The organism is Chroococcidiopsis sp. SAG 2025 (genome assembly GCF_032860985.1).
GTDB lineage: Bacteria > Cyanobacteriota > Cyanobacteriia > Cyanobacteriales > Chroococcidiopsidaceae > Chroococcidiopsis.
In genome coordinates this window covers 290,086-305,946 of the sequence record NZ_JAOCNC010000003.1, presented here as the reverse complement: position 1 = coordinate 305,946, position 15,861 = coordinate 290,086, and the positions used below count along the sequence as shown (strand labels likewise).

The 15,861-nt window shown below is 43.0% G+C and carries 10 protein-coding genes and 2 pseudogenes; 5 read left to right on the top strand and 7 right to left on the bottom strand.

The window, feature by feature from the left end; translation table 11 throughout:
* Nucleotides 1-22: 22 nt before the first annotated feature.
* From N4J56_RS36410 to N4J56_RS36390, 5 genes are all read right to left on the bottom strand, one after another.
* Complete coding sequence (locus tag N4J56_RS36410; RefSeq protein WP_317111687.1) at nucleotides 23-1,177, bottom strand: tetratricopeptide repeat protein; 1,155 nt, start codon at nucleotides 1,175-1,177, stop codon at nucleotides 23-25.
* Nucleotides 1,174-2,520: a tetratricopeptide repeat protein gene (locus N4J56_RS36405; RefSeq protein WP_317111685.1), complete on the bottom strand. Its 1,347-nt coding sequence runs from the start codon at nucleotides 2,518-2,520 to the stop codon at nucleotides 1,174-1,176. Before N4J56_RS36405 ends, N4J56_RS36410 begins: the two co-directional genes overlap by 4 nt.
* A 37-nt stretch (nucleotides 2,521-2,557) precedes the next feature.
* Complete coding sequence (locus tag N4J56_RS36400; RefSeq protein WP_317111684.1) at nucleotides 2,558-4,534, bottom strand: CHAT domain-containing tetratricopeptide repeat protein; 1,977 nt, start codon at nucleotides 4,532-4,534, stop codon at nucleotides 2,558-2,560.
* A complete protein-coding gene (locus N4J56_RS36395) occupies nucleotides 4,500-5,231 on the bottom strand; it encodes a tetratricopeptide repeat protein (RefSeq protein ID WP_317111682.1) in 732 nt (243 codons plus the stop codon). Before N4J56_RS36395 ends, N4J56_RS36400 begins: the two co-directional genes overlap by 35 nt.
* A gap of 65 nt (nucleotides 5,232-5,296) precedes the next feature.
* On the bottom strand, nucleotides 5,297-7,585 hold the full coding sequence (locus N4J56_RS36390; protein ID WP_317111681.1) for a caspase family protein: 2,289 nt from the start codon (nucleotides 7,583-7,585) through the stop codon (nucleotides 5,297-5,299).
* Between the two features lie 508 nt (nucleotides 7,586-8,093).
* On the opposite strand from N4J56_RS36390, the gene N4J56_RS36385 reads away from it, so the two are divergent.
* Complete coding sequence (locus N4J56_RS36385) at nucleotides 8,094-8,360, top strand: hypothetical protein (protein WP_317111679.1); 267 nt, start codon at nucleotides 8,094-8,096, stop codon at nucleotides 8,358-8,360.
* A gap of 47 nt (nucleotides 8,361-8,407) precedes the next feature.
* On the opposite strand, the pseudogene N4J56_RS36380 reads toward N4J56_RS36385, so the two are convergent.
* Nucleotides 8,408-9,113: pseudogene (locus N4J56_RS36380) on the bottom strand (IS6 family transposase).
* 81 nt (nucleotides 9,114-9,194) lie between these two features.
* On the opposite strand from N4J56_RS36380, the gene N4J56_RS36375 reads away from it, so the two are divergent.
* On the top strand, nucleotides 9,195-9,728 hold the full coding sequence (locus N4J56_RS36375) for a transposase (RefSeq protein WP_317111758.1): 534 nt from the start codon (nucleotides 9,195-9,197) through the stop codon (nucleotides 9,726-9,728).
* Nucleotides 9,729-10,041: 313 nt separating this feature from the next.
* Here the strand turns inward: N4J56_RS36375 and N4J56_RS36370 are convergent, their stop codons facing one another.
* Entirely contained in the window at nucleotides 10,042-11,025 is a 984-nt protein-coding gene (locus N4J56_RS36370) for a Rieske 2Fe-2S domain-containing protein (protein WP_410500778.1), read from the bottom strand.
* A 60-nt stretch (nucleotides 11,026-11,085) separates the two neighbouring features.
* Here N4J56_RS36370 and N4J56_RS36365 point away from each other — a divergent pair, with 60 nt between their 5' ends.
* The 3 genes and pseudogenes from N4J56_RS36365 to N4J56_RS36355 all read left to right on the top strand — a co-directional run.
* Nucleotides 11,086-11,874 (top strand): TetR/AcrR family transcriptional regulator, encoded by a 789-nt coding sequence (locus N4J56_RS36365; protein WP_317111676.1) that lies wholly within the window; start codon nucleotides 11,086-11,088, stop codon nucleotides 11,872-11,874.
* An 829-nt stretch (nucleotides 11,875-12,703) separates the two neighbouring features.
* The gene (gene ltrA, locus N4J56_RS36360; protein WP_317108188.1) at nucleotides 12,704-14,479 is read left to right on the top strand and encodes a group II intron reverse transcriptase/maturase; all 1,776 of its coding nucleotides are present in this window, start codon (nucleotides 12,704-12,706) and stop codon (nucleotides 14,477-14,479) included.
* A 147-nt stretch (nucleotides 14,480-14,626) separates the two neighbouring features.
* A pseudogene (locus N4J56_RS36355) lies at nucleotides 14,627-15,508 on the top strand (ISKra4 family transposase); the annotation flags it as partial.
* Between the last annotated feature and the right edge of the window lie 353 nt (nucleotides 15,509-15,861).

Here is a 15,861-nt window from a genome sequence, read left to right as displayed (position 1 = left end):
CATCGAGTTTGAGCAAGTCTGACTATTGACTCAGGTTTTCTATTTGCTGCTGGAGAAAATTAGCACGTCTACTATCACCCAGCAAAGTGTATCCATTTTTGGCTTGAGAGTACCAGTTGATTGCCTGCTTGTTGTTATCTGTTGCAGCATAGACTTCTCCCAGTCCAAATTGAGCTAATGTCCTCTGTTCTAATTCTTCACTACCTTTGGCAAGTTTAATTGCTGTCAAGTAGTTGTCTGCTGCTTTCTGGGCTAGTCCAGTTTGCCAGTAAATATTTGCCAACGAGCGATAAACTATGGGCGATCGCTTACCTTGCCGCACTAATGTCTCCAAGGTGGCGATCGCATCTGCACTCAAGTTGTAGCTTTTGAAGGTTTCGGCAGTCAGACCATAAGCTTGAATTGTGTTTTGTGGTATGACGTAGTGGCTGTAAAAATTTGCCAGCATCAAGGCAGTTGCTTGTTCACTTATTCCTAATTTAGTAATTTTAGTTACTTCTGCTTGGATAGCTGCCACCTCAGATTTACGTAACACTCTGAAGTCTATATTGGATGTTCCCTCATCCTGGGATGATTTACCAGTATTTGCCTTGATAATTAGTGAATACTTTGCTCCTGATTGTAATGGAGGTAAGCCAGGGTAATCTAGAGAAGTTTTTTTAACTTGCTTTTGCCATACTACTCCTGTAGAACTAAGTAATGTGACTGAATATTGCGTAGCTTTAGGTACAGCATTCCATCGAAAAGTAGGGGTATTGCTCAACAGTAGGGTGTGGCGTGGTGCAATCAGGTAAGGAATGAGGGGATTAGTGCCACCTAAAGTCCCTGAAGGTGGTGGCGCTTTGACAATTACGGCATCCCAGACGGGACAGATTGTTTTTAAACCTGATGGCACTCCTATCGGAACAAGCGGTTTAGAGAGATTAGGGCAAACGACTCTGACTCTGACACCTTTGTCAGGTTTGATTTGATCCCCCTGACTTAACTCTGTCCCAACTGCGACGGGTTGAAAATCTGACCAATCAGAGCGCTTGAGCAATACTCTGCCTGTAGTGGAGTCAATTCTAGCAGAGTAGGCAACTGCTTTTGGCTGACTTTGAGCGATCGCAGGTTTCGCTATCCCTAGCATCACTGCTCCTAAGACCAAGATTTTGGCAGTTCGTTTCGAGTATTTCATTTCTTGTTTTCCTGTTGCGCCAAATGTTGCGCCAAACGTTTCTGAGCAGTAATAACCCAACCATCTTCATCGGTACTAGATGCAATATCAGCATATTGGTTACAAGCTTCCCATTCTTTGAGAGCGCCTTTTTTATCCTTTTGGGCTTCCATTACTTGTGCTAATAAACAGTGAGGTGCAGCAATGTTTTTTGTTATTTTGGCAGATTTTTGTAAGTCAATTGCATCCTGTAGTTTTACTTCTGCATCTGGGTAATGACCTTGCATTAGCCTTGCCCAACCTAGATTTTTGAGTAAAGCATATTTAGTTTCTGCACTAAGCTTTAACTTCTGTTCATCAGCCAAGGCTTTTAACAGCAAGTTAACCGCAGCAGGATAGTTTTTGTTGAGGATGTAAAGACGAGATAAATTATTGATGGCATCGGGAATATTATCTTGTGCTGCAATCTGGTACTCGGTACGAGCAAGATCGAGTTTTTGCAGTTCTTCGTAGAGTACACCTAAGTGAAAGTGAGCCAGGGCATCATCAGGATTGAGTTTGATTGCTCGTTGATAGTTCTGTTCAGCACTTCCCCAGTCACGTTCATTGAAGTTGCCGATGCCCCATTTAGTGTATTGGGTGGCAATTTGTGGCAGAGATAGCCGCAAACCTAACAAGCCAATTAGTAATAGGAGTGAAAACCCCGCACTAATTTCATGCCAAAATCGCTCTGGGATATTCCTGCTTTTAAGAGTGCGCTTGTAGGCTTCCTGTCCTGCTACGGTAAGTGCGCCGCCAGCAGTCAGCAAAGTCAAAATACTCTGTGTACTAACTGCCAATGCGCCAAGTGTATCAGGTCCACCTGTGAGAAATCGAGATGAAATGTCTCCCACTAAACCAAGAGAAATAGTCAATGAAGAAAGAGAAACAGCACTCCAAAACCAATCAAGCCGATCCCAAAATTTGACTGGTTTTTTGTCAGGTTCTAATGACCACCACCATGCTTCTTTGGGAGGATTAAAGCTATTTTGCCAGTCAGAATTTTTGCGGATGGTTGCGACGAGGACTGCATGTTCTTTGAGTTTCTTGTCTAGTTCTGCGATCGCTGCTAAACTCTCTCCATTCGTCTGTGTAGTATCTGCCAGCGCTGCTTGCACTTCGTCTCGCGCTGTGAATACTTCTAAAATTTGCGTAGGAGTAAGTTGCGGTTTTGCCTCTTCTGGTTGTGTTGGTTTAGTAGCATCTGCAACGGGCTGAGAACTTGCTAACTGGTGAGGATTTGTGGATGAATCAATAGTAGTTTTGAGTTGCTCAACTGCTGTTTGATAACGTTTGATTGCCTGTTGCAAACGAGAGCCAGTCATAAGCTGCTAAAAGGAGAGAGTTTAAGTTTTGTGTCATCTATTTTGCGTCGCCAATGAGAGTAAATGCCGCCCAATCTTTTGGGTTAGGATGTTGTTTCATAGTTGTAAGCATTGCTTGGCGTAACGCCTGCGCTTTATCCTGTTTGCGATCAAGCCAGTTGCGATAAAATTCTGTCATCAATTCAGCAGTTGGTGCATCGGGTACTGACCACAAAGAGACAATGACGCTGGGTGTACCAGCAGTAATTAGAGAACGGGATAGACCAATTACGCCATCGCTAGTAATGCGACCGCGACCAGTATCACAAGCACTTAAAACGACTAATTCTGCATTTAGCTTCAAATCTAGGATTTCGCTAGCAGTGAGTAAGCCATCGTTGATTTGACCATTACCAGATGGAGCAAGAGCGATCGCTCCTGGTACACCTAATCCTCTTACGTCATCTAACAACCCATGTGTTGCTAAATGAATTATCTTAGCTTGCGATAGCTTGGGTAACATTTTGGCTTTTGTGGCTTGATTTCCTGTAAATGCCTTAGTTTTAAATAGTTTGGCAATTTCATTTGCTTCTTGTTCTGCACCTGCCAAGTTAGACAACTGCTGCGGTGGATTGCCAAGTTTTGTTGTGACTTTAGGCATTGTAGGATTACCGACAACCAATGCTGCTTGCAAATCTGCGGGACGTGGCTTGAACCTTTGTTGATGGGTTAAATCTAGAACTTGAATTGCAGGTGCAGTGAGAATTGTATGCTTTTCAATCAAATATTTACCATTAGCATCCTGTAAGCCTGCAAAGGGAACTAGAAACAGTTCACCGTGAGGAATGAAAATGACGTGAGAGTTTGGATCTTTGGGGAGGAGATCGGCGATCGGATCAATTAGTAATTTGTGTAATTGCTGTAATTGTTTTTTCTGATCTGCTGTATCAACTACAGACTCTATCTCGATGCTTGCACGTCCTCTAACACCAATGGACTCACGGCTACTAGTAACAAGATTTGCTAGAGAAGTGTTTAAAGATTTTTTGAAGTCAATGGAGCGAAACTCTACCTTTCCCCTAGGTTGAACAACCCAAATGTATAAGTCTTTATCGGAAACGATGGAATATTCAACTACAGAGGCATTTTGCGTTTGGGCAGTTTGTTTGATTTGTTCAAGATTAATGTTGAATTTTTTTTGCAAAGATTCGTAATTCTGCTTTTGCAAATCGGGAGATAACCGGGATGCTAATAACTCAACAAATGCTTTTGCCCGTCCCCTTTCAGCCACTTCTAGCGCCCGATCTGTCTTCTTTTGAGTAACCAAGGTTGTTTGCAAAAATCGGTAAGCGGATTGTTGCGTTTCAAAGATGGAGATTTTATTTTGATCGGTTAATCCAGTTCGCAAGGATTCCAAAGCTTTTATAGCATCATAGAAAGCTTTTTCAGCTGCTATCAAATTACCAAAACTTAGGTATTGTACCCCGATGTTGTTCAAAGTTATGCCAATGCTTGGGCGATCGTTTAATTTTTGATGAATAGCTAAAGCTTGTTTAAAAAACTTCAATGCCTCCCGATCTTGTTCTGAAATATTGTATAATAGACCAATGTTGCTGAGAGTTTCGGCTTCGTTAGCACGTTCGCCCACTTCTTGGTGAATAGCTAAGGCTTGTTTAAAAAACTCCAGCGCTTTCTGAGGCTGTTTTAAAAAGAGATAAACACCACCAATATTGTTGAAATTAGTAGCAATGCTTGCTCTATCGTTTAATGTTTTGTTAATGGCTAGGGCTTTTTCATGGGCTTCCAGTGCTTCCTGGTAATGTCTTGATTTTTCGTAAACTAATCCAATGTTGTTGAATGATTGAGCTAATAATTTAGGCTCGCCAATCTTTTGAGCAATGGCTAAGGATTGCTGTAGGGATTCCAATGCTTTTTTATACTGCCCAATAGTGCGGTAATTCTCACCAATATTGCTGAGAGTTTCAGCTTCTTGAAGTAAATTATTTAATTTTTTGAAATACCAAAGCTTGCTCATAAAATTTCAGAGCTTTCTGATACTTCCCCGTCAGGTAATAATTTGCTCCTATTAAATTAAGGATAATACCTTCAAGCTTTTCATTTTCTACAGATTGAGCAGTAGCTAAGGCTTCTTGTAAAAGAGATAATGCATTTTGATAATTACCAGAACTTTGATAAGATACACCGATGTTGTAAAGGGTTTCGGCTGCCTTAAGATGATTGCCCATTTTTTTATGAATAGCTAGGGCTTGCTGATAATAATCCAAGGCTTTTTCATACTTTCTCCGATTCTTGTAAATACCACCAATATTGTTAAGAATATTTCCTTCTATACTAATGCGACCTAATTCTTTACTAATAGCTAAAGCTTGGTGATAAGCTCCCAACGCTTGAGAATCGTTGTTTAAATTATTATAAGCTGTCCCTATATTATAGAGACCTATGGCTTCACCTTGGCGATCGCCTATTTCTCGCCAGACGATCAGAGCTTTTTGAAAATTTGCCAATGCCTCTGAAAACTTTCTGCTTTCAAGTTGTTGTAAACCTTCTTTAGTAAGTCGATTTGCTTCTGTGTGGCGTTCTGCAATTTTGCCTTCTGTCGCAGTTGGTAACTGTGCCAGAGCCTGTTTAAATTCTGGGTATATTCCTATCAATTGTCCAGAGAACACAAGAATGAATAACAGGCTTAGACGAAAACTATGATGTAGTGACATATTGAGACTGCTCCTAGCGAGCAGGAAATAATTTGATTCTGTTTTGTGGGTCGTCCGTATTGCATCTAAACTCCATCATTTACCTCAAACGTGATTGACATGGCTGCCATCTGTCTTGTATCAATCTGACGAATACCTGGAATAGAAACTGTTTCGCTACCACGACTACCCTCGTCTAAGTCATCCAGCAAACTAGCGATCGCCTCTGCTGGCTCCTTATTCAGAGCAACAGGCAATCCTCTTTCTTTAGGTTGCTCTACTGCCAAAGCACGCAATAGTTCGATAGCTCTTGTAAGCGGTGTTGTACTGGCAATTACCAATACTTCTGCAATCCCTGGATCTTTGCCGATTTTAAATTTATAGTTTTCTCCCCGATCGTGATCGGGGATTTGAATTTCCTGTTTTGCTGGAACTGGTGCAACATCTTCATTACCTGGTAACGGCGAGAGGACTGTTAACTCCCCATCAACACTAATCAGCAACACACTAATATAAAGGTCATGCGGCTCATTATTGGCTACCAAAAATTGCACCTCGGTTCCTGGTTGCAATTTCTGAGCATTGGATGCCTGCGATGTTGTCCCTCTAGTGCTGCTGAGACTTCTAATTGCTCCTCCCCGCACGGTGAATGATTCTGCTAAAATTTGACTACCGTCTACCCTTTGCATAGCTGCTGATACTGCAAGCTTTGATGAGGTGGTATTTAACGTCAGCTTGACTATTCGAGCTGCTAGTAAAGATTTGAGTTTGGCTTGCAATCGCTCGATCGCATCAGTTACTTTTTCATTTGGGGTTCCGGCGGAACCAGGAATCAGATCCAGTGCGGGTGAAAACAGTGCAATGCTACCAACTTGGGGTAGGTTTTTCACCTTTAGCTTTTGCAGTTGTTGATAGTAGGATTTGGTGACGCGACCCAAGATATATTGCACTTCTTGTTGCAGTGGCACTGCATGAATGCGTTTGAGAGATTGAAGTGCCTGCTTTGCTTGCTCTGCCTCCTGTCCCAAAGAGGAATCAAGCCCAATGTCGAGGGTGAGGTTGCTGGGGATAGCCCGCGATCGCTCTTGCAAGAGTGTCCCTGGTGCGATCGCTCCCCTGTTGGCTGTCTGGATTAGTTTGCCTTGTGCGCTGAGTTGTTGTCGTGACTCAATTTGTACTTGCCCTTGTTCTCGCCCTTGGTTATTCACCACCGTAAAAGTTGCACCCCTTCCAAAGGCTTTTAAACTCCGAGGATCTATGCCTCCTAAGAACAAATCAACTTGATTTCCTTGTACTTTGGTAACTACTGCCTCGGCTGGTGTGTTTTTTCGGTTAAGAAAGTAAACTGCTTGCTTGCCATTATTACTTCCCTGTTTGACGTTGAATTCTGGTTGTTGCACAAAACCAGAATTCGGGAAATACTCTCGCAGTATTCTTTCTGTGGTGTTTGTTGTGCTTATCATCAACTGATTCACCGACTCAGCCCCCGTTTGTTGCCAAAGATAGCGGCTGAGGATATACGTAAAAACACCACATGGTGTATCAGCAAAGCGTGTATCAATCGCTGACTGGTTTCGTTTAGCAGCAGCAAGCATAACTCCTTTTGGCACACCTTGTTTACGCAACTTAACAAAGTCTGAGTTGGTTAACTTCAGCTGAGACATCAGTTGTTTTTGATACTCTTGTTCTTGGTCACTTGCCAAGAGTTGGATTTTCGGGTTTGCAATCCTCAGCAATTCTTGGTCGCCAGGACGTGATCGCACTGTTAAAATTCCTTTGCGTGCGCCTCCTGAATGACAGCTATCCAATACAAAGGTGATGTTTTCTGTGTTGATAGCTTGCATTAATAACCATAGGGTATGTCCGGTAATATCATTTACCTTGCCTCCTTTAGTGGTATATCCAGGTGGGAGGTTACTGTCGATGGGTACAATCGTGCTGACTCGTCCATCCTCAAAAACTTTATCTGGATCGGCAACTTGGGAACCATGTCCAGAGAAGTGAAATACTACGACATCTCCTGGTTTTGCCCATTTCATTAAATGATCTTCAAAGGCTTGTAAGATATTTTCACGGGTTGCTTCTTGGTTATGTAGGATACGGATGTCGTCAGGTTGAAAGCCAAAGAGGTTGATTAAAAGTTCTTTCTGAATCTGGGTATCATTGACTGCTCCTTCCAGTGGATACCATTGAAAATCACCTACCTTTAAGTAATCATTAATACCCACTAACAAAGCTCGTTTGCGGGAAGTATTTTGCGCTAAAACTTTGGCATAACGTATAGCTTGTTGCTCAATTTCTACTTGGCTCAAACCAAGAGTAGCTAGCATCGAGCCAGCGAATTGTAAAAAATGACGACGCTCGATCGGGGGCATGACCACTCCTTAAATTCTGATGCCATAACTCAAGGCAATTTCTCTTGAGGTAGTACATATCTACAGGAGTACGATCGCACACTCCTGAAAAATTTTAAGCAAAATAAACAATGTTATTGCTCTATTTTACTGACGAGTGTTAACGCTATTCATTAATTAAAAATAATATGTATTCATTTTAACAATTATCATCAGTAATATTAAGTAGTTAAACATAAGTACTTATTTTGAAAAATAAGCAAAACCCAGATAAGACAGGGTATAAAGGAGATACATTTTTTACATTTCATTGTATTTTTCTACTTACTTACCAAGATATTCGATTTTTTTCCAGGCTTACTTAAAGAGCAATTTTGTCAAGAAATTTTACGAAATCGACATCTTTTCAGAAAAGGAAAGACTTGACCTTGAGGTAATATTTGATGCTGCCAAAATATGAAATTACAAAGCACTAGCAATTAACCTGCGAGTGATGTCACTGGTTGAGGCACGCTGCTAGGGAGGAATCATGTCTGAGATTAATAGCTGCCAGTTGCTACAGCTCGCTAGATTTGTGCTGACAGCTTCGGGATTGAGGCACTTTCAGCTCCAGCGGCAGGGGAAGTGCCATGTACAGATTTTGATTCAAGGTTGTTTGTTCCTTTCTGCCTTTTCTTGCCTCACCACCTTTGTGGCAATAACAAATCTCACTGCTTTAGCACAGACTGTTCCACCGCTTCCTCCCACTAACGATCCGAGTCGAATTGAGCGAGGCATTGTCAACTTAATAGGATAAATCCGAAAATCGGCACGATGATTCCTGAGTAGCTAGCTTGGCTAATTTTAAGCAGCAGGTTTCAGACAAGTGATTTCTTGCCAATCCTCAAATCGTTGGCGCAGTTGTTCTCGGTATCGTTGTGCAGTGAGTTGATGTTGGTTGGGGTGAAAATGTCCTCGAATTGGACCAAAAGTGGAAAGAAATCGTTGGGCTTGCCCTGGGGATTTGAATCGCCGCATTCGTCGCTCTCTCACTCGTGTCGGAGTCGTGAGAATTCTCGGCTCGATTATTCAATCCCTTGTGTTGTCGATGCTCCACGTTCCTCAAGACTTGCTTCTTCGCCGCTTCGTAGCTCTTGAGTTTGTCGGTGACGATTACCCGGGGCACGAAGCCTTGTTTCTTCAGCAGCTTGCGGAAGAACCGCTTTGCCGCATTCGTGTCTCGATGTTGTTGCAGCAGGACATCCAGCACGTTGCCATCCGCATCCACTGCCCGCCACAAATAGTATTGCTGTTTCTTAATCGTGACCACTACTTCATCAAGATGCCATTTGTCTGCAATGTAAGGGCGCTTACGCCGCAGCTGATTCGCGTATTGCTGTCCAAACTTTTGGCACCATTCCCGAATCGACTCGTAGGTTACCTCAATCCCACGGTACAGCATCATTTTCTCAATGTCTCGATAGCTCAAGGGAAAGGTGTAGTAGAGCCAGACACAGTAGCTGATAATCTCGGCAGGGAATCGGTAGCAACGATAAGGATTTGTACTCATCCCATCATCTTACCCCAACTCCCCTCCGTCAAGTTGACAATACCCCTAGATGAATTTGAGGCTCTACCTCAAACTATCACTGTGCGAGAAATTTACTACTACATTGTGATTCCTGGATTTCGCACAGGGCGAGTCAGTTTAATCACTACTCTTTTAGAGCCAACCACCTATTCTACCCGAGAAATTGTGAGGCTTTACGGTCAAAGATGGGATGTTGAACTAGATTTAAGACATCTTAAAACTACTTTGGGCATGGATGTTTTACGATGTAAAACTCCCTCTATGGTACGCAAAGAAATTTACGTTTATTTACTGGCTTACAATCTACTTCGGAGTTTGATGTGGTTGGCAGGTACTACTCACGCCACTTCGCCGTTGCGCTTGTCGGTGCAAGGCACACGCCATCATTTAAACAACTTTATTCCCCCATTATTAGCTGCTGATTCAACAAAAGTAGAGCAGATTTATCACACTTTACTCAAAGTTATTGTTCACAAGTCTGTTCCGCTTCGCCCAGGCAGAAGTGAACCCAGAGCCCGGAAACGCCGCCCCAAATCCTACCCTTTGATGCAGCAGCCTAGACGTCAATTACGCCAACAATTGCAAACGGCTTGATACATCACCATTTGGGCTTAACTTAGTGCCATTCACTCTAGAGGCGTTGTTTAAATTTGAGGTTATCTGCCACTGCTGAGGGCGATCATTGAGGGGAGATTAGGCGCGGTACATGGGTTTACCTAAAGCCTGCCCCGTTCTGAGAACACACAACCTCATGAGTCAACTTCTCATCCCGCGACCAACTGGTTTTGACCGCAGCCCACGGCGTAAATAGAAGGTTCGTGTCATCAGGTGCAACCTTGTAAAGTTTTTTAAAAATGACTGATTTTTTAAGCTTGATTGATAAGAAATACAAATAATGACTTTAAATCTACTTTGACAAGTTTGGTTCAACTACATCAGGGAAACTTTCAAAGTTGCGTCGTACCCAATCCATTCCAACTTCATTGTTGAGTTTAATTTTCTGAGGGGTATCCGGATAAATCTTACCTAAAATGTCTGCATCTTGATTGATGACCAGATCTGCGAGCTTCAGAATATTCTGTTTCAGCAGATGGACGATCGGGCTGTGAGCTTTGCCAAACATAAGCACATAGGTTCGAGTGTGAGTCTCAGATTCTGGTATGAATAGATGACATTGCTTGATGGTGGCAATTGGAGACTTACCGTGAAAAATGACTAATGCTGGAAAAAAGTTTTCCAGATGAGCACTGATTATTTTAGGAAGTGCAAGAATGGCTGGATTTTTCAAAATATCTTGCAGTTTCGATTTTGTTCTGGGCATATCATAATAGGCATGGGAATGATGCCCGCGATCGATAAACTGCTTAAATTGCACTTCTTGAATTTCAAATAAGGTACGGTGAGTACCGTTTTGATGATTGTAATCATGCATATTAAGCAGCATGGTCAGTAAGTCAGTTTTGACGCTGCGGTCGCCAGTAAATCCAATAAACTCATACTGTGCTGCAAACTCATTCAGGATCTCAGGAATAGGGATTTTGGGTTCACACCCTCCATACGACCAGATAAAATTCCCCTGGATGATTAGCTCTAAAGGTTGCAATTGAGGTAATGTTTTGTTACCTGATCCAGGTAATGTAGTGCAACCGTCTGAGTCAAACTGAAGCGCATGAAACGGACACACAACATTGCTTGTACCATTACTCTGCACCTCACACCATCCTTCTGACAGCATCGCTCCCATATGAGGACAAACATTAGGCAAGGCATGAACTGCGCCAGATGCATCCTTCCACATCACATAGTCAGCACCATACAGGAAAACCTTCCGAGGTTGATTCACGGTTAGCATTGATTCGTGCGCTAATAACCAGGGCGCACCAGTTAGCATTGACTGCATGGCGTTCTTCCTAAAAGTAAAATTGTGAAAGATTCCTCGCGTTCTTAGCATATGACAGATTATTCACGTTCGTCAAGCAATCAGGAATCAAATAATTTCCGTCGTCAACCAAAGCAGCAGCGTGGGAGGGAGCGGGTTGAAAAAATTTTAGATGCAGCAGCCGTTGTATTTGATGAGGTGGGGTACGAATCGGCAACCACTCATCTGATTGCTGCTAAAGCAGGAACAGCCATCGGTTCCCTTTACCAGTTTTTTCCTGATAAAGCAGCCATTTTTAAGGCAATGGAGCTACGTCATGTAGAGCGAGTGAAAACATTTTGGGCACAGGTAGACATTCCAACCATTGCCCAGCTATCTCTCCGCGCCATGATTCACAATTTAGCAGTAGCAGTTGCGGAACTCTTTGAGCAGCCAGTATCGCGAGTGGTGTTTGTGCAATTTTATGTATCACCTCAGATTTTGCAGGCGATCGACGAGAGCATGACTCAGGAGGCGATCGATTTTATGGCAACAATTCTAGGACAACGAAATTCAGCTATATCAACGGAACAGTGCCATTTATTAGCAGAGGTCTGTGTCCATAGTAGTAATGCAGTCATGCTGGCAGCGCTTCGCAGTGCTAAGCAGGAACACCGCCAACGGTTGATTCAACAGATCGAGGATTTGATGGTGTCATACTTAGAACCATATGTGGGCGATCGCCAGAATGACAATGTAATGAAAGTAATGGTTTGCCCGCACTGCCAATCCAGTAACTTGTTTAAGAATGGATACCGACGAGGGAAGCAATGTTATCGCTGTAAGGACTGTGGTAAACAGTTTGTAAAAACTCCTCGATAACCAGCTTGGAGCTGATTTTAATGAAATAAGTCTGATGAGAAGCGATCGCGGTATAACAACGCCCATGCACACCGACCGCCAGGTATTGTCAAATTAACGGGGTTGGCAGGAGTAGCTGTAGCGACCCACAATACTAAAGGATTAGGACCACAATCAGCGCTATTTTAAGACCCAATCTGAGCCAGAAATCAGCTTGTTTGCAAGCCAAGATGATTATGTTTGCAAGCCGCTAGTGTGATTCGTTCTGTCGAAATGAGTAGAAATATTCGGGGATGACAGGCAAGGTAAATAGAAGGGATTATTCCCAACCGAACCTTGACAACTCAGTTTTTCGTGATGGTGTAATTCCATCCCTCCAGGTGCAGGAGTGACAGCGAGTCCCCTATCTCAACAAGGTGGTTCCTTGTTGGGGTAAAGCGGGGAATCATGGCGGTAACTACTAGCCTAATGCGGAATCCCGCCAAGCATAGCTGGTCATGGATAGGAATACAAATCTCTTGACTGAATCATCGTAATGCAAAACAAGCCAAAAGGCTGTGAGGCTTGTCCCAAAAGGGAGAGGATAAGTGGTTGGCTGATTAAGCGGCAGACCAATATGCACTCACAATAAACCCGGTGAAGAGAGAGAATCCTAAAACCAGCGTCAAACGAAAAATTGGGAACGAAGTAACTCCCTAATGCGCTCTCAGAAAATGGTCGATTTCCTGAGTAGGTAGCCAACCGCAAGCCTTCAGGGGGAAGGATTGCCTCAGAAGCCAACGCCTCTTTGTAATGAGGAGGATATGCAGACGGAGGCACGGTGACTTGGATAGTAGAGGTACAAGTAGCAATGTATACGTCTAAAACGAGTGTAAAGACTACGGTGGAATGGAATGCTATCCCCTGGCGAAAGCACCAGAGGAAGGTATTTAAGTTGCAAAAGCGCATTTACAAAGCCTCGCAGCGTGGTGATGTCAAAGCAGTCCGAAAACTCCAGAAAACTTTGTTACATTCCTGGTCAGCTAAGTGTTTAGCGGTGCGTAGAATAACACAAGATAACCGAGGAAAAAAAACCGCAGGAGTGGATGGCGTAAAATCGTTGTCCCCAGCAGCACGTCTGACATTGGTAAATTCCTTAAAACTAGGAAATAAAGCTACCCCCACTCGAAGGGTGTGGATACCAAAACCTGGTGGTCGGGAAGAATTTCGCCCGTTATCAATACCTACAATTTTTGACCGTGCCTTGCAAGGTCTAGTAAAATTAGCCTTAGAACCTGAATGGGAAGCCCGTTTTGAGCCAAACTCGTTCGGTTTTCGACCAGGAAGAAGCGCCCATGATGCGATTCAGGCAATATTCAACACGATTAAGTTCAAACCTAAATATGTGTTGGATGCCGATATTGCGAAATGTTTTGACAAAATTAATCACAATGTTCTGCTGTCAAAATTAAATACATTCCCCACCATCTGCCGACAAATTCGTGCATGGTTAAAAGCGGGAGTGATTGATTTCTCCGAATATGCTTTGAGGGAGAAATCTGACAACACAACAACATCAATGGGTGTTCCACAAGGGGGTACGATTTCGCCATTATTAGCGAATATAGCCCTCCACGGCATGGAAAATAGAATTAAACAAGTTGCTTTAAGTCTACCCGGCTCTCTAGCGACGAACTATACAGCAATAAGCTTAATTCGATTTGCAGATGATTTCGTCATTCTGCATAAAGACCTTGCCGTTATCCAAAGATGTCAGCAGATTATTAGTGAGTGGTTAAGCGAATTGGGGCTGGAATTGAAACCAAGTAAAACCCGAATATCCCATACACTTAATATGTATGAAGCTCGGGTTGGTCTTGATTTTCTGGGTTTCACTGTCCGACAATTTCCTGTTGGAAAATATCACAGTGGTAAAAGCTCAAACGGAAAATTACTTGGTTACAAAACTCTGATTACCCCAAGTAAAGCAAAGCTGAAGACACACACGCAGAAGATAGGTAAATTGATTAATGGGCATAAATCAGTACCACAATCTGATTTAATCGCTCATTTGAATCCCGTCATCCGTGGATGGACAAACTACTACTCAGGTGTCGTCAGCAAACGCATATTTAACCAGGCTGATACAACTTTATTCAGCCAGCTAAAAGCATGGGCAGAACATCGTCACCCTAATAAATCTTCCTGGTGGAGTTGTCAAAAATATTGGCAATCTGTTGGGTCGGATAACTGGGTATTCAAACCCCACAATCAGAAGATTCGTTTACTAAAGCACCGTGAAACTCCAATTGTGAGACACATACAAGTGCAAGGAAGCCGAAGCCCGTTTGATGGTGATTGGGTTTATTGGAGTTCTAGAATGGGTAAACATCCTGAAGCGCCAAAACGGGTGGCAACACTCCTAAAGATGCAAAAAGGAAAATGTACTCACTGTGGACTGTTTTTCAATGATGGAGATTTGATAGAAATCGACCATAAAATCCCCCGTTTTTCATGCGGCAAGGATAGTTATGATAACCTTCAATTACTTCATGGACATTGCCACGATGTGAAAACGGCAGCAGATAATGTTGCTGTTACAGTTCAAGAGATAGATGAGGATTATCTCAACCGTAATCCCTTTTAACTCTGAGTTAATAGGTGTGTTTGACAAGCACCAAGTTACTGAGGAGCCGTGTGAATTTAAAAGTTCATGCACGGTTTTGTAGCCGAGTCAGGGGGGCGACTCCCTGGCTTAGGCATCCATCTATGCTGCTATGCTTCGCATCATGCTCAGACGACTAGCGTAAGAATTTATACTTCTCAGACATCCTCTCAAGTCGGTGCAACGCTATCTCAAGCAACTCTGAGAGAGCCTTCTGCTCAAGAATGTGCCGCCCCTACGACGGATTTGATTGTCCAAGTCGATGGTGGACACATTCCGGTTAAACAGAAAGGGAAACGCAGTTTTGAAGCTTTGTCTGCCATTGCGTATCAACCTGACAATATTAAACAGGTGGATCAAAACCATCGACAGATTACCAATAAGACCTGTGTCGTTTCAACCCTCAATGACGAGTTGGATACCATCAAAAGTTTCGTGCTAAATGCTGCCCACAAGCAAGGAATGACAGAACAGACAAGGGTAACAGGTCTAGCAGATGGTGCCAATAATTGCTGGTCTGTGGTACTGTCCCTGAAATCTCATTGTTTAGATTTAGAGTGTATTCTGGACTGGTTCCACATTGGACAAAAGTTTCAGAATGTTAAAAACGCACTTGGTGAATCTTTTGAGGAATCCCTGGATAGCGTGAAATGGGCTGTCTGGCATGGTGAAGTCCAAGCAGCTCTTACAAAGTTGAAATTGCTCCAAGACAACATTACTGATAATGCCAAGCAATCCAAGATTCAGGGATTGCTTGGTTATTTGAAGAACAATCTTAATTATCTCATCAATTATGAGCAGCGGAAAAATTCAGGGAAAGTCTATACTAGCCAAACTGTAGAATCGCAGATTGACTTACTGATTAATGCACGACATAAGCGGAAACAAAAAATGCAATGGACCAGAGAAGGAGCGCATAATGTCTTGCAAATTAGAGCCAAGATGGAGAGTCACGAATGGAATAGACAATGGCAAGACGCCGTCCTGGAAGCTCTAATTGGTGCAGCGTGAAGCTAATTATAGCATAATAATCTCTTCCGCTTCCTACTGTCATCGGCTTCGCCTGAAACCAGCTTGAGATGTAGAAACCCGCATAACTCCAAGTGAAGCTCGCATTTGGAGTAGAAGGGTATGCTTGAAGAGACATTCGACCCGCTTCCGGAAGAGGAGCGGGAAGAGCTTGGATTCACTACCTGTGATAAGTCCCATGAAAAACACGATTGGATGCCGAGTGAATAAGAATTCATTTGCGAGTCTATTACGATTCGAACGGCGCTGATTCGCTGGCTCGAAGAACCGCTTTCAGAGGAGTCATGAACGCTTAAGAATCGGCGCTTCCTAGAAGAGCTAAGGAACGAAGGTAG

Bases quoted from the DNA above. Each gene is read 5' to 3' on its own strand.
- N4J56_RS36410 (WP_317111687.1), bottom strand. From the start codon at position 1,177: ATGAAATACTCGAAACGAACTGCCAAAATCTTGGTCTTAGGAGCAGTG.
- N4J56_RS36400 (WP_317111684.1), bottom strand. From the start codon at position 4,534: ATGAGCAAGCTTTGGTATTTCAAAAAATTAAATAATTTACTTCAAGAA.
- N4J56_RS36370 (WP_410500778.1), bottom strand. From the start codon at position 11,025: ATGCTAACTGGTGCGCCCTGGTTATTAGCGCACGAATCAATGCTAACC.
- N4J56_RS36365 (WP_317111676.1), top strand. From the start codon at position 11,086: ATGACAGATTATTCACGTTCGTCAAGCAATCAGGAATCAAATAATTTC.
- N4J56_RS36385 (WP_317111679.1), top strand. From the start codon at position 8,094: ATGTCTGAGATTAATAGCTGCCAGTTGCTACAGCTCGCTAGATTTGTG.
- ltrA (WP_317108188.1), top strand. From the start codon at position 12,704: ATGTATACGTCTAAAACGAGTGTAAAGACTACGGTGGAATGGAATGCT.
- N4J56_RS36390 (WP_317111681.1), bottom strand. From the start codon at position 7,585: ATGCCCCCGATCGAGCGTCGTCATTTTTTACAATTCGCTGGCTCGATG.
- N4J56_RS36395 (WP_317111682.1), bottom strand. From the start codon at position 5,231: ATGTCACTACATCATAGTTTTCGTCTAAGCCTGTTATTCATTCTTGTG.
- N4J56_RS36405 (WP_317111685.1), bottom strand. From the start codon at position 2,520: ATGACTGGCTCTCGTTTGCAACAGGCAATCAAACGTTATCAAACAGCA.